Here is a 12919-nt window from a genome sequence, read left to right as displayed (position 1 = left end):
GGTCAGTCCCCACCGAGGCCGAGGTGGCCCCGCAGTGTCGTGGTCTCGTAGTCGGTGCGGAACACCCCGCGCTCCTGCAGCAGGGGCACGACCCGGTCGACGAAGTCGTCGAGTCCGGTCGGGGTCAGGTGCGGCACCAGGATGAAGCCGTCGCAGGCGTCGCCCTGCACGTACGCGTCGAGCTCGGCGGCGACCCGCGCCGGGGTGCCGATGAAGTTCTGCCGGCCGGTCACCTCGATGATCAGGTCCCGGATCGACAGCTTCTTCGCCTCGGCCAGCGCCCGCCACTCGGCCGCGGTGCGCAGCCGGTCCGGGTACATCCCGGCCCGGCCCTTGATGATCGTGTCGTCCTCGTCGAGCAGCGGGTCCACCTCGGGGAGCGGCCCGTCCGGGTCGTAGCCGGACAGATCCCGGTTCCACAGCTGCTCCAGCAGCAGGATCGCGGTCTGCGGGCTGACCTGCTGCCGCCGGATGTGGTGCGCCCGCTCCTGGGCGTCCGCGTCGGTGTCGCCCAGGACGTAGGACACCCCCGGGATGATCTTCAGGTCGTGCTCGGCCCGGCCGTACCGGACCAGCCGGTCCTTCACGTCGCGGTAGAACCGCTGCGCGTCGTCGAGCCGGTGGTGCCGGGAGAAGATCGCGTCGGCGTACCGGGCGGCCAGCTCGCGGCCCTCGGACGAGTCGCCGGCCTGGATGATCACCGGGCGGCCCTGCGGGCTGCGCGGCGCCCCGAACCGGCCCCGGATGCCGAACTGCGAGCTGCTCACCTCGAAGTCGCCGGCGTCCGAGTCCCACAGCGTGCGGGCCGCCTCGATGAACTCGCCGGCCCGCCGGTAGCGGTCGGCGTGGTCCAGGAAGCCGCCGCGCCGGAAGTTCTCCCCGAAGAACGCGCCGTGCGAGGTGACCACGTTCCACCCGGCCCGGCCGCCGGAGAGGTGGTCCAGGGTGGCGAGCTGGCGGGCCAGCTCGTACGGCTCGTGGAAGGTGGCGTTCAGCGTGCCGGCCAGGCCGAGGCGCTCGGTCACCGCGGCCAGCGCGGCGAGCACGGTCAGCGTGTCCGGCCGGCCGACCACGTCCAGGTCGTGGATCCGGCCGCGCTGCTCGCGCAGTCGTAGCCCCTCGGCCAGGAAGAAGAAGTCGAAGCGCCCGCGCTCGGCGGTGCGGGCCAGGTGCTCGAACGACTCGAACGCGATCTGACTCCCCGCGGCCGGGTCACTCCACACCGTGGTGTTGTTCACCCCCGGGAAGTGGGCGGCGAGGATGATCTGCTTGGGCACCGGCGGCCTCCCCTCCTGCCTCTTTTTCCTATCGGTTGCGTAGGAGATTGGCAAGGGATCCGGGCAGGTGATGTTGAACCATCCGGGCCGGGCGTGCGTTCCCTCAGACGTGCAAGAGACTGAACTGGCCGACGAGCAGCACTCCGACGAGGAGATCACCGAGGAGTCCGCGGAGATCACCGAGTCGTCCTCGGAGGTCGCCGAGGAGTCCGCGGAGATCACCGAGTCGTCCTCGGAGGTCGCCGAGGAGCCCGGACCGAAGCAGCCCGGACGGGTGCGGGCCTTCCTCCAGCGGACCTGGATCAGCCGCGGCCTCACCGTGCTGGCCTGCCTGATCGTCTTCGCCGCCCTGCTCTACCCGAACGTGCTCAAGCGCCTCACCCTGGGCAGCTTCACCCGGATCCCGATCGAGGCGGCGCTCGGCATCGCCGTGCTGATCGTGCTCCCCGGCCGCCCCCGGCGGATCCTGGCCGCGTTCGGCGGCACCGTGCTCGGCCTGGTGGTCCTGGAGAAGTGCCTGGACATGGGCTTCTTCCAGGTGCTGAACCGGCCGTTCGACCCGGTCCTGGACTGGGTGCTCTTCGACGACGCCTACGACTTCGTGCACGAGTCCTACGGCCCGGCCGGCGCGTACGGCGCGATCGCCGCCATCGTCCTGCTGGTCGCCGTGGTGCTCGGCGTCACCGCCTGGGCCACCCTGCGGGTCACCGCGCTGCTCGGCCAGGACCGGCGCAGATCCGCGTTCACCGCCGGGGGCATCGCCACCGCCTGGGCCCTCTCCCTCGCCCTCGGCATCCCGACCCTGATGCCGAACGTGCCGCTCGCCGCCCGGACCACGGTCAGCTACGCCTGGGACCGGGCCGGCCAGGCCCGGGCCGGCCTGAAGAACGAGGCCGCGTTCGCCCGCGAGGTCAAGGTCGACGCCTTCCAGAACGTCCCGCCGGACCAGCTGCTCACCGGGCTGACCGGCAAGGACGTCATGCTCACCTTCGTCGAGAGCTACGGCCGCAACGCGGTCGAGGCGGCCAACCTGGCACCCGGCGTCGACCCGGTCCTGCAGGCCGGCAACGCCAAACTCAAGGCGGCCGGTTTCAGTGCCCGCAGCGGCTGGCTCACCTCGCCCACCTTCGGCGGCGGCAGCTGGCTGGCCCACTCCACCACGATGTCCGGCCTGTGGATCAACAACCAGGGCCGGTACCGCAACCTGACCGCCAGCAGCCGGCTCACCCTGCCCAGCCTGTTCCGGTCGGCCGGCTGGGACACGGTCAGCGTCATGCCGGGCGCCACCCGGGCCTGGCCGGAGGGCAACTTCTACGGCTTCAACCGGATCTGGGACTCCCGCAACCTCGGCTACGCCGGCCCCAAGTTCAGCTGGGCGCCGATGCCCGACCAGTACACGCTGAAGAAGTTCTCCGACGTCGAGTACGCCAAGGCCGGCCGCAAGCCGCTCTTCGTCGAGATGCCGCTGGTCTCCAGCCACACCCCGTGGGCGCCGATCCCCGAGTTCCTGGACTGGGACCAGGTCGGCGACGGCTCGATCTACAACGGCATCGTGGCCAACCAGCCGACCAAGGCGGAGATCTGGACCGCCGCGTCCAAGGTCCGCCAGGAGTACGGCAAGTCGATCCAGTACACGCTCACCACGCTGGTCGACTGGATCACCACCTACGGCAACGACAACCTGGTCATGGTCTTCCTCGGCGACCACCAGCCGTCCCCGGTGGTGACCGGCGACAACGCCAGCCACGACGTGCCGATCACGATCGTCGCCAAGGACCCGAAGGTGCTCGACCGGATCGCCGGCTGGAACTGGACCGACGGCATCAAGCCGGCCACCGACGCGCCGGTCTGGCCGATGAACACCTTCCGCGACCGGTTCGTCGGCGCGATGAGTGAAGGGTCACACTGACCGGCCGCTCCCCGGACGCAGCACCGGACGCAGGGCCTCCAGCACCGCCGGGTCCTCGATGGTGGACGGGACCGGGGCGTCGCCGGTGTCCGCGATGCCCCGCATGGTGCCGCGCAGGATCTTGCCGGAGCGGGTCTTCGGCAGGGCCGGGACCACGTCCACCCGGCGCAGGGCGGCGACCGGGCCGATCTGGGCACGGACCCGGGCGATCAGCTCCTCGGCCACGCCGTCCGGGTCGGCGCCGGCCTTGAGCACCACGAAAGCCCGGGGCGACTGGCCCTTCAGAGCGTCGTGGACGCCGATCACCGCGCACTCGGCGACCGCCGGATGCCCGGCCAGGACCTCCTCCATGGCGCCGGTGGAGAGGCGGTGGCCGGCCACGTTGATCACGTCGTCGGTGCGGCCCAGGACGTACAGGTAGCCGTCCTCGTCGAAGCGGCCACCGTCGCCGGTGAGGTAGTTGCCCTGGAACGTGGTCAGGTAGGAGCGGACGTACCGCTCGTCGTCCTGCCACAACGTCGGCAGGCAGCCCGGTGGCAGCGGCAGACCGATCACGATCGCCCCCTCGGCGCCGGCCGGCAGATCGTTTCCGGACTCGTCGACGACCCGCACCCGGTAACCCGGCATCGGCAGCGACGGCGAACCCGGCTTCGTCGGCAGCTCCTCGATGCCCCGGGGGCTCGCCGCGATCGGCCAGCCCGTCTCGGTCTGCCACCAGTTGTCGATCACCGGGACGCCGAGCAGGTCCCCGGCCCAGCGGTAGGTCTGCGGATCCAGGCGCTCGCCGGCGAGGAAGAGGTGGCGCAGGGCGATCAGGTCGTACGCGAATCGGAACTTGCCCTCGGGGTCCTCCTTGCGGATCGCGCGCAACGCGGTCGGCGCAGTGAACATGCTGGTCACCCGGTGTTGCGCGGCCACCCGCCAGAAGGCGCCGGCGTCCGGGGTGCCGACCGGCTTGCCCTCGTAGAGGATCGTGGTGGCGCCGGTGAGCAGCGGCGCGTAGACGATGTACGAGTGGCCGACCACCCAGCCGACGTCGGACGCCGCCCAGAACACCTGCCCCGGCCGCACCCCGAAGATGTGCTCCATCGACCAGCGCAGCGCGACCGCGTGCCCGCCGTTGTCCCGGACCACGCCCTTCGGCCGGCCGGTCGTCCCCGAGGTGTACAAAATGTACAGCGGATCGGTGGCCCGCACCGGCACACACTCCGCCGGCGCCGCGTCGGTGACCGCTTCCGCCCAGGTCAGATCGCGCTCGGCGAGCACCACCGGCTGCTCCGGGCGCTGCAGGATGACGCAGCGGTCCGGCCGGTGCGCGGCCTGGCCCAGCGCGGCCTCCAGCATCGGCTGGTAGGGCACCACCCGGCCGGCCTCCACCCCGCACGACGTCGCGACGATCACTTTCGGACGGGCGTCGTCGATCCGGGCGGCCAGCTCGCGCGCCCCGAACCCTCCGAAGACCACCGAGTGCACGGCGCCCAGCCGGGCACAGGCCAGCATCGCGATCACCGTCTCCGGCACCATCGCCATGTAGATCACCACGCGGTCGCCGCGGTCCACCCCGAGCCGCCGCAGCGCCCCGGCGAAGACCGCCACCTGGTCGCGCAGCTGCCGATAGGAGTAGCTCCTGGTCACGCCGGTCACCGGGCTGTCGTAGACCAGCGCGGTCCGCTCGCCGTGCCCCGCGTCGACGTGCCGGTCCAGCGCGTTGTGGCAGGTGTTCAGCTCGGCGTCGGGAAACCACCGGAAGATCGGCGCCTCGCTGTCGTCGAGGATCCGGGTCGGCGCCACGTGCCAGTCGATCGCGGCGGCGGCCTCCCGCCAGAACCCGTCGGGGTCGCTGATGCTGCGCTGGTAGGTCTGCCGGTAGTCAGCCATGATCTGACGCTGCCGTCGCGGTGTCCGGTTGTCCACCCTCGTTCACTCCCCGGAAGTTCCGGCACACCCGCTAGGCCATCCTAGGAGGCTAGGCACCTGCCTACCGTTCCGCGCCGCTGCGGACGATCTTTCGGTACGCCCACCGCACCACCTTCAGGCCTCCGGCCCTCCGCCCGCTCGGAGCCAGCGGCCAGCCCGAGTCGGCCAGGCACCCAGCGGACCGGCCGGTCCTGGCTGCTGGCCCTCAGCGGACCGGCCTGTCCGGGGCTGGCTGGCGCTCAGCGGACCGGTCTGGCCGAGCCAGCTGGCGCCCAGAGGTGCTTCGACCTCGCCGGGCACGCCTCGATGCTCGCGGGGCGGCGGGCGCAGCGGTGGCGGGACTAGGGTTCCGGGCATGGGGGACGGCTACGAGGCACGGCTGGTGCCGAAGTGGCGGCGGGCGCTGCTCCTGCTGGCGGCGGCGCTGGTCTCCCCCGCGCTGTGGCTGGCGACCACGGCCGCACTGCCGCCGGTCGCCGGGCGGGTGCTGGCCGTCGGGCTGGCGGCCGGACAGGTGCTCGCGCTCTGGTGGCTGGACCGGGCGCCGCGGCGGGTGACCGCGGTGGTGCTGCTGGCCGCGGCCGCGTTGCAGCTGGTGGTGCCGTCGCTCGGGCCGGGGTTGGTCTTCGTGGTGCTGTGCACCTACGCCTGGGCGCGGCCGGCCGGCGAGAGTCTCTGGGCGCTCGGCGGGACCGTGCTGGCGGTGTGCGGGCCGGCCGTGGCGCAGCAGCGGTGGGTGCCGGCCGGGCTGTGGTTCGGCGCTTCGCTGCTCGCCTGGAGCTGGGGTGCGCTCGGCCGGGCCCGCGGCGCCCGGCGGGAGGCGGAGCGGCGGCAGGCGGTGCTGGAGGAGCGCGGCCGGATCGCCCGGGAGCTGCACGACGTGCTGTCCCACACGGTGTCGGTGATGGTGGTGCAGGCGGCGGCCGCGGACGACATCTTCGACCACGATCCCGGGCAGGCCCGCGAGGCGATCCGGCGGACCGAGGCAGCCGGGCGGGACGCGCTGGCGGAGTTGCGCACCTTCCTGCGTACCGTGCGGGACGGCGAACCGGCAGACCACCGCGACCGGGAAGCGGACCTCGCCGGACGGACCACCCCACCCGGCGACCGCGACCGGGAAGCGGACCTCGCCAGGGGGATCGCCTCGCCCGGCGACCGGGACCCGGACACGGACCTTTTGCGACAGACTGCCTTGCTCAGCGGACAGGGCCGGGAGGCGGACCCGGCCGGGCGGCACGACGCTCCGCCGCAGCCGACACTGGCCGATGTGGAGAGGCTCGTGGTGACGATGAACGGCTCCGGGCTCACCGTCACCCTGCGCCGCGAGGGCGACGCCGAGCCGCCCGCCGGGGTGCAGCTGTCCGCCTACCGGATCGTGCAGGAGGCGCTGACCAACACGTTGCGGCACTCCGGGGCGGCGACGGCCGAGGTGCTGATCCGGGTCGCCGGCACGGAGCTGGACCTCGAAGTGCGCGACCACGGACACGGCCGGCCCGGCGCCGTGCCCGGGAACGGGCTCACCGGGATGCGCGAACGCGTCGCCGTCCTCGGCGGGGAGCTGACCGCCGGGCCGGCGCCGGGCGGCGGCTTCCTGGTCCGGGCACGGCTGCCCTGGCAGGTGGCCGGATGACCGTGCGAGCGCCTCTCTCCTGGCCGGTGGCCGGATCGCTTCTCCCCTGGCCGGTGGCCGGATGAGCGTGCGGGTGCTGATCGTCGACGACCAGGCGCTGGTCCGGGTCGGCTTCCGGATGATCATCGAGGCGCGCGAGGACCTCGAAGTGGTCGGCGAGGCCGGGGACGGCGAGCAGGCGCTCCGGCTGGCCGCGCAGACCCGGCCGGACGTGGTGCTGATGGACGTCCGGATGCCCGGGATGGACGGGCTGGCCGCGACCGCGCGGCTGACCACCGGCCCGGACGCGCCGCGGGTGATCATGCTGACCACCTACGACCTGGACGAGTCGCTCTACGCCGCGCTGCGCGCTGGGGCCAGCGGCTTCCTGCTCAAGGACGTCCGCCCCGGCGACCTGGTCGAGGCGATCCGGGTGGTGGCGCGCGGCGAGGCGCTGCTGGCCCCGACCGCGACCCGGCGGCTGCTCGACCGGTTCGTCGCCGCCGACCTGAACCCGCCCGGCGCGGACACCCGCCTGGACCGGCTCACCGGCCGGGAACGCGAGGTGCTGGAGCTGCTCGCCCGCGGCGCGTCGAACGCCGAGATCGCCACCCGGATGACCGTCACCGAGGCCACCGTGAAGACGCACGTCTCCGCCATCCTGCGCAAACTCGACGTCCGGGACCGGGTGCAGGCGGTCGTGCTGGCCTACGACCTCGGCGTGGTCCGCCCCCGGCCCTCCTCCTGAGCCGCCCCCGGGGACAGCCCGCCTCATCCTCAAGTCGTAGACGCAAGACCCGTCCTCGGCCGGAGGTCCGGCGCCGCCGGAATTCCTAGCGTCTCAGGTATGAACCCGACGACCCGCACCGCGGCGACCAGAGCCGTAGTCACCCTGGTCCTCGCGAACCTCGCCCTCAGCCTGCTCTTCGCCGTCCTCACCCTGGCCGGCCACGACGCCGTCCTGGCCTACCAGCGGCAGCACCACCCGGACGCCGACCCGGACGCACTGGCCCGGACCCTGTGGTCCCGGCCGGTCACCGTCTTCCTGGTCGCCCTGCTCTACCTCCGGATCGTCCGGCAGCTCCGGGCCGGCACCGCGAAGGCGCTGCGCCGGGTCCGGATCGTCGCCGTCCTCGGCCTGGGCGGACTCGGCTGGCTGCTGGTCAGCGCGGAATACCCCGCTTGGCTGCGGGTCGTCGAGGCGGTGCAGGTGCTGCTGCTGGCGGCGCTGGCGGTCACCACGAACCTGCGGACCGTCCGGTCCGCCTTCGACGCGCCGGCCCCGGCCGACCCCCGGCCGCGCAACCGCCGGGGCGCGTGGACGCTGGTGCTGCTCGCCCCGGTGGTCGCCGAACTGTCGCTGGGTCTGCTGCCGCTCCGCCTGGCCTGGGCGTTCCTGTTCTTCGTGCCGCTCTACGGCGCCGGGGCGCTGCTGATTCGCGAGGTGGTCCGGCGGTTCGGCGGCGGCTTGCCCAGCCTGCTGCTGCTCGGCGTCACCTACGGCCTCGTCGAGGAAGGGTTGGTGCTGCAGGGCCTGACCAGCCCGCACCTCTACGACGCGGCCGGCTGGGCTCCGCGGCTGTTCGGGCTGAACACCGCCTACGCCGAACTGAACCTGGTCTACCACCCCGTCTTCAGCGTCACCATCCCGATCATCGTGGTCGAGCTGCTCTTCGCCGGGCACGGCGAGCGGCCCTACCTGCGGCGCGGCGGGCTGATCACCACCGGTGCGGTGGCGGTGCTCGGGGCGCTGCTGCTGCGGGTCAGCATCCCGCCGTCCGAGGACCCCGGTTACATTCTGCCCCCGGTTGCGGCCGCGCTGATCGTCACGGTCGCGCTGCTGGTCACGGCGGCGGCTTTTGCCGTACGCGGGAAGCACCTGCCTCCGGCGGCTCCGCCGCGTGCTCTTCCCTCCCCCGAGCTGACCGGGCTCGCGGCCGGCGCCGCGGCCCTCGGCTTCCTCGCGCTGATCTTCCCCTTCGCCGGCGCCGACCAGCCGTTCTTCACCCACGGCGCCTGGTCCCTGCTGCCGATGGCGGCCGCCGCCCTGCTCGCCGCGGCCACCACGGTGACCCTGCGGCGCTGGTCCGCCCACCCGTCCTGGACCCGGCTCCACCTGCTCGCCGCCGCGATCGGCGCCACCGTCGGCCACACGATCTTCGGCACGATCGCCAATGCGGACTCGTGGCCGGACCGCCTGTTCCTGATCACCCTGGCCGTGCTGATGGTGCTCTCCGGGCGGCGGCTCGCCCGGCGGCTCCGGGCCGATGGGTTGCACCTCGAGCCGGGTGATGCCCGTCCCGGGGTGATCACGGCTCCGGTCGCGGGCTGAACCCGCCCCGGCCCCCTGGATCAGCGCGGGTCAGGCCGCCCTTTCGGCATGCTCGCCCGGTCCACTCTCCCGGCCCGTTTCCTCGGCCCGCCCTCCCTAGGGGGAGCCGCCTCGGACAGTGTGGCGGAATTCGCTTCGGCAGGGCGGTTGGCCTGTGGACAAGCTTCCACTGTGGAAAACCGTGCCCAAACGACCGGCCGCGACCTGGCCAACGAACAGCGAGCCAGGAAGGCAGGGGCGAGTCGGCGGAGGCGCCGAGGAGGCGAAAAGGCGGGAGGCGAGGGCGCCGAGGAGGCGGATCGGTCCAGCAGGCGGGAAGGCCGGGGAGGCCGAAGGCGAGGGCGCCGAAGAGGCGGAGAAGTCGCGCGGGCGGGGTGAGGTCAAGCCGAGAGACGGGAGGCGAAAAGGCGGGAGGCGAGGGCGCCGAGGAGGCGGATCGGTCCAGCAGGCGGGAAGGCCGGGGAGGCCGAAGGCGAGGGCGCCGAAGAGGCGGAGAAGTCGCGCGGGCGGGGTGAGGTCAGGCGGCGGGGTGCGGGAAGACCTTCTCGACCATGGCGAGGAGGGTGGTGGTGAGCAAGGTGTGGACCTGGGCCCGGGTGAGGGCGTCGCGCTGGAGCCATTCCCGGGCGGTGTAGGTGCACATGCCGACGTAGGCGCGGGCCATGCCGCGGAGGGCCTCGTCGGAGCGGTCGGGCACGCCTACGGCGGCCAGGACGCTGTCGGCGGCTACGTCGATGGCTTCGGCGATGACCTGGTCGACGTCGGAGTCACCGGCCATGCCGCCGGCGGTGATCGCGGCCAGCCAGGACGTGCTGTGCCGGGAGACCACGTCCAGGAACCAGGTGACGATCGCGTCCACCCGCTCGGCGGGGCCGCCGGTCGGCAGGCGTTCCAGGGCCACCTCGGGGACGGTCAGCATGACGCGGACCACCTCCAGATAGAGCTCCTTCTTCGTCCCGAAGTAGTGGTTGACCAGGCCGCGGGCCACGCCGGCGCCGCGGGCCACGTCGGTGGTGGAGACCTCCGCGTAGGGGCGCTCGCCGAACAGCCGCACCGCGACCGACATGATCTGCTCGCGCCGGGCGTCCGGCTCCAGCCGCCGCCGACGGATCACCGGCGCACGCACCGCTCCCGGCGCGGCGGCAGCAGACGTGGCAGGGGCCGCGGGGGCCGCTTCGCTGATCGCGACCGTGCCGCTATCCTCCCTGTTCACCGTGGCCTCGGTGGTAACAGGAGCACCAGCGGCCGGCGGAGGGCGACCGTGGCGAGAGGCCGCGGGCGCTGAGCGGGCCCGATAGGTGGGCTGGCTGGTGATGGCACAGCGGTGACCTTACGGCACGTCGATTCATCGGCTGGCGAGATGGGCGTTTCGTCTATGTTTCGATCGTCTCGTCAGATGGATGCCGCCAATTCATCACACCCTTGTTGACACAGCGTCAATAGTGATCGAGGGTGTATCGATGCCGACGCCTGGACTGGAGGGCTACGCCGAGCCGTGGCGCAAGCCGGAACACGACGACCTGGCCGAGATGGCCCGGACCTTCTTCCTCAAGGAGGTGGTGCCGCACGCCGCCCGCCTCGAGCAGCAGGGCCACCCCGACCGCGAGCACTACCTGCGAGCCGGCGAGCTGGGCCTGCTCGGCCTGTCGGTGCCGGAGGAGTACGGCGGCGGGGGCGGTGACTTCACCCACGAGGCGGTGCTGCTGCACGAGCAGGCCCAGGCCGGCGAGGGCAGCCTCGGCCTGGCCGTGCACAGCGGGATCGTCACCGGCTACCTCGCCGCCTACGGGACCGAGGAGCAGAAGCAGCGTTGGCTGCCCCGGCTGTGCAGCGGCGAGATGATCGGCGCGATCGCGATGACCGAGCCGGACGGCGGCTCCGACGTCCAGGCGATCCGGACCCGTGCGGTCCGGACCGGCGAGGACTTCCTGGTGAGCGGTTCCAAGACCTTCATCACCAACGGGTATTTGGCGGACTTATTGGTCCTGGCGGTGAAGACCGATCAGTCCGCCAAGGCGCACGGCATCTCGCTGCTGATCTGCGAGCTGGACGACGACGCGCCGGGCTTCCGGCGCGGGCGCAACTTGGAGAAGATCGGGCTGCACGCGAACGACACCGCGGAGCTGTTCTTCGACGAGTTCCGGGTGCCGGCCGGCAACATCCTGGGCGGGGCGGAGGCCGAGAACACCGGCTTCTACCAGCTGATGCAGCAGCTGCCGCAGGAACGGCTGGTGATCGGGGTGGGCGCGGTGGCCGCCATGCAGCGCGCGGTCGAGCTGGCCACCGCGTACGCGAAGGAGCGAAAGGCTTTCGGGAAGCCGCTGGTCGGTCACCAGAACACCCGCATGGTGCTCGCCGAGTGCGCCACCCGCACGCGCGCGTCACGAGTTTTCCTGGACGACTGCATCGCCCGGCATCATCGGGGTGAACTGGACGTGGCGACCGCCGCGATGGCCAAGCTCTACCTGACCGAGGGCCAGTGCGAGGTCGTCGACCGCTGCCTGCAGATCTTCGGCGGGTACGGCTACACCACCGAGTACCCGATCGCCCGGATGTACGCCGACGCCCGGGTCCAGAAGATCTACGGCGGCACCAACGAGATCATGAAGGAGCTGATCGCCCGTGCCCTCTGAGGCCTACATCTACGACGCGGTCCGCACGCCCCGAGGGCGCGGCAAGGACAACGGCTCCCTGCACGGGACGAAGCCGATCACCCTGGTGACCGGCCTGATCGACGCCGTACGGACAAGGAATCCCGGTCTCGACCCGAAGCGGATCGAGGACGTGGTGCTGGGCATCGTCACCCCGATCGGCGAGCAGGGCGGCGACCTGGCCCGGGCGGCCGCGCTGCTGGCCGGCCTGCCGGACACCACCGGCGGGGTGCAGCTCAACCGGTTCTGCGCGTCCGGCCTGGAGGCGGTCAACCAGGCGGCGTCCCGGATCCGGTCCGGCTGGGAGCACCTGATTCTGGCCGGCGGCGTCGAGTCGATGTCGCGCAACCCGATGGGCTCGGACGGCGGCGCCTGGTTCCTCGACCCGGAGACCGCGCTGGCCACCAGCTTCGTCCCGCAGGGGATCAGTGCCGACCTGATCGCCACCCTGGAGGGCTTCACCCGCGACGACGTGGACGGCTACGCGATCCAGTCCCAGGAGCGGGCCGCCAAGGCGATCGCCGGCGGCGCGTTCAGCCGCTCGATCGTCCCGGTCCGCGACCCGAACGGCCTGGACGTGCTGACCGTCGACGAGCACCCGCGGCCGGACACCACCCGCGCCGGGCTGGGCAAGCTGCGCCCGTCCTTCGCCGGGATCGGCGAGCAGGCCGGGTTCGACGCGGTGGCGCTGCAGAAGTACCACTGGCTGGAGGCGATCGAGCACGTCCACCACGCGGGCAACTCGTCCGGGATCGTGGACGGGGCGGCGCTGGTCGCGATCGGCTCGGAGCAGACCGGCCGAGATCTCGGGCTCACCCCCCGCGCGCGGATCGCCGGGGCGGCCGTGAGCGGCGCCGACCCCACCCTGATGCTGACCGGGCCGACGCCCGCGACCGAGAAGGCCCTGTCGATCGCCGGCCTCACCACGAGGGACATCGACCTCTTCGAGATCAACGAGGCCTTCGCCGCGGTGGTGCTGAAGTACATCCGGGACCTGGACCTCGACCCGGAGAAGGTGAACGTCAACGGCGGCGCGATCGCCCTCGGCCACCCCCTGGGCGCGACCGGCGCGATGCTGGTCGGCACCGTGGTCGACGAATTGGAGCGGCGCGACCTGCACCGGGCCGTGGTCACCCTCTGCATCGGCGGCGGCATGGGCGTCGCGACCGTCATCGAGCGCGTTACGGAGTTCGCCAAGTGATCTCGTACGAGAAGGACGACGCC

At 72.4% G+C, this 12919-nt stretch carries 9 protein-coding genes; 6 read left to right on the top strand and 3 right to left on the bottom strand.

Annotation, left to right across the window (positions count from 1 at the left end; translation table 11 throughout):
* Window positions 1-2: 2 nt before the first annotated feature.
* A complete protein-coding gene (locus BJY16_RS20840) occupies window positions 3-1277 on the bottom strand; it encodes an LLM class flavin-dependent oxidoreductase (RefSeq protein ID WP_185041262.1) in 1275 nt (424 codons plus the stop codon).
* 109 nt (window positions 1278-1386) lie between these two features.
* On the opposite strand from BJY16_RS20840, the gene BJY16_RS20835 reads away from it, so the two are divergent.
* Window positions 1387-3186: a sulfatase-like hydrolase/transferase gene (locus BJY16_RS20835; RefSeq protein WP_307835976.1), complete on the top strand. Its 1800-nt coding sequence runs from the start codon at window positions 1387-1389 to the stop codon at window positions 3184-3186.
* Here BJY16_RS20835 and BJY16_RS20830 read toward each other — a convergent pair.
* Complete coding sequence (locus BJY16_RS20830) at window positions 3178-5064, bottom strand: propionyl-CoA synthetase (RefSeq protein ID WP_185041260.1); 1887 nt, start codon at window positions 5062-5064, stop codon at window positions 3178-3180. The two genes, BJY16_RS20835 and BJY16_RS20830, sit on opposite strands and share 9 nt — an antisense overlap.
* A gap of 394 nt (window positions 5065-5458) precedes the next feature.
* On the opposite strand from BJY16_RS20830, the gene BJY16_RS47280 reads away from it, so the two are divergent.
* The 3 genes from BJY16_RS47280 (at window position 5459) to BJY16_RS20815 (ending at window position 9044) form a co-directional block, all read left to right on the top strand.
* Window positions 5459-6733, top strand: coding sequence for a sensor histidine kinase (locus BJY16_RS47280; RefSeq protein WP_239177868.1), 1275 nt, complete (start codon window positions 5459-5461; stop codon window positions 6731-6733).
* A gap of 61 nt (window positions 6734-6794) precedes the next feature.
* Window positions 6795-7460: a response regulator gene (locus BJY16_RS20820; RefSeq protein WP_185041259.1), complete on the top strand. Its 666-nt coding sequence runs from the start codon at window positions 6795-6797 to the stop codon at window positions 7458-7460.
* 99 nt (window positions 7461-7559) lie between these two features.
* Window positions 7560-9044 carry an AF_0692 family protein gene (locus BJY16_RS20815; protein WP_185041258.1) on the top strand — a complete coding sequence of 495 codons (1485 nt, stop codon included), beginning with the start codon at window positions 7560-7562 and terminating at the stop codon, window positions 9042-9044.
* A gap of 517 nt (window positions 9045-9561) precedes the next feature.
* Here BJY16_RS20815 and BJY16_RS20810 read toward each other — a convergent pair.
* The gene (locus tag BJY16_RS20810) at window positions 9562-10158 is read right to left on the bottom strand and encodes a TetR/AcrR family transcriptional regulator (protein WP_239177869.1); all 597 of its coding nucleotides are present in this window, start codon (window positions 10156-10158) and stop codon (window positions 9562-9564) included.
* Window positions 10159-10504: 346 nt separating this feature from the next.
* On the opposite strand from BJY16_RS20810, the gene BJY16_RS20805 reads away from it, so the two are divergent.
* Both BJY16_RS20805 and BJY16_RS20800 read left to right on the top strand, forming a co-directional pair.
* Window positions 10505-11677 (top strand): acyl-CoA dehydrogenase family protein, encoded by a 1173-nt coding sequence (locus BJY16_RS20805; RefSeq protein ID WP_185041257.1) that lies wholly within the window; start codon window positions 10505-10507, stop codon window positions 11675-11677.
* Complete coding sequence (locus BJY16_RS20800) at window positions 11667-12896, top strand: acetyl-CoA C-acetyltransferase (protein WP_185041256.1); 1230 nt, start codon at window positions 11667-11669, stop codon at window positions 12894-12896. Before BJY16_RS20805 ends, BJY16_RS20800 begins: the two co-directional genes overlap by 11 nt.
* The last annotated feature ends 23 nt before the right edge of the window (window positions 12897-12919 follow it).

Origin of the sequence: Actinoplanes octamycinicus (genome assembly GCF_014205225.1) — a bacterium.
Classification (GTDB): domain Bacteria; phylum Actinomycetota; class Actinomycetes; order Mycobacteriales; family Micromonosporaceae; genus Actinoplanes; species Actinoplanes octamycinicus.
Note: the sequence above shows the minus strand (reverse complement) of the source record. Positions and strands in the feature narration are given on the sequence as shown.

Bases quoted from the DNA above. Each gene is read 5' to 3' on its own strand.
- BJY16_RS20830 (WP_185041260.1), bottom strand. From the start codon at position 5,064: ATGGCTGACTACCGGCAGACCTACCAGCGCAGCATCAGCGACCCCGAC.
- BJY16_RS47280 (WP_239177868.1), top strand. From the start codon at position 5,459: ATGGGGGACGGCTACGAGGCACGGCTGGTGCCGAAGTGGCGGCGGGCG.
- BJY16_RS20820 (WP_185041259.1), top strand. From the start codon at position 6,795: ATGAGCGTGCGGGTGCTGATCGTCGACGACCAGGCGCTGGTCCGGGTC.
- BJY16_RS20815 (WP_185041258.1), top strand. From the start codon at position 7,560: ATGAACCCGACGACCCGCACCGCGGCGACCAGAGCCGTAGTCACCCTG.
- BJY16_RS20805 (WP_185041257.1), top strand. From the start codon at position 10,505: ATGCCGACGCCTGGACTGGAGGGCTACGCCGAGCCGTGGCGCAAGCCG.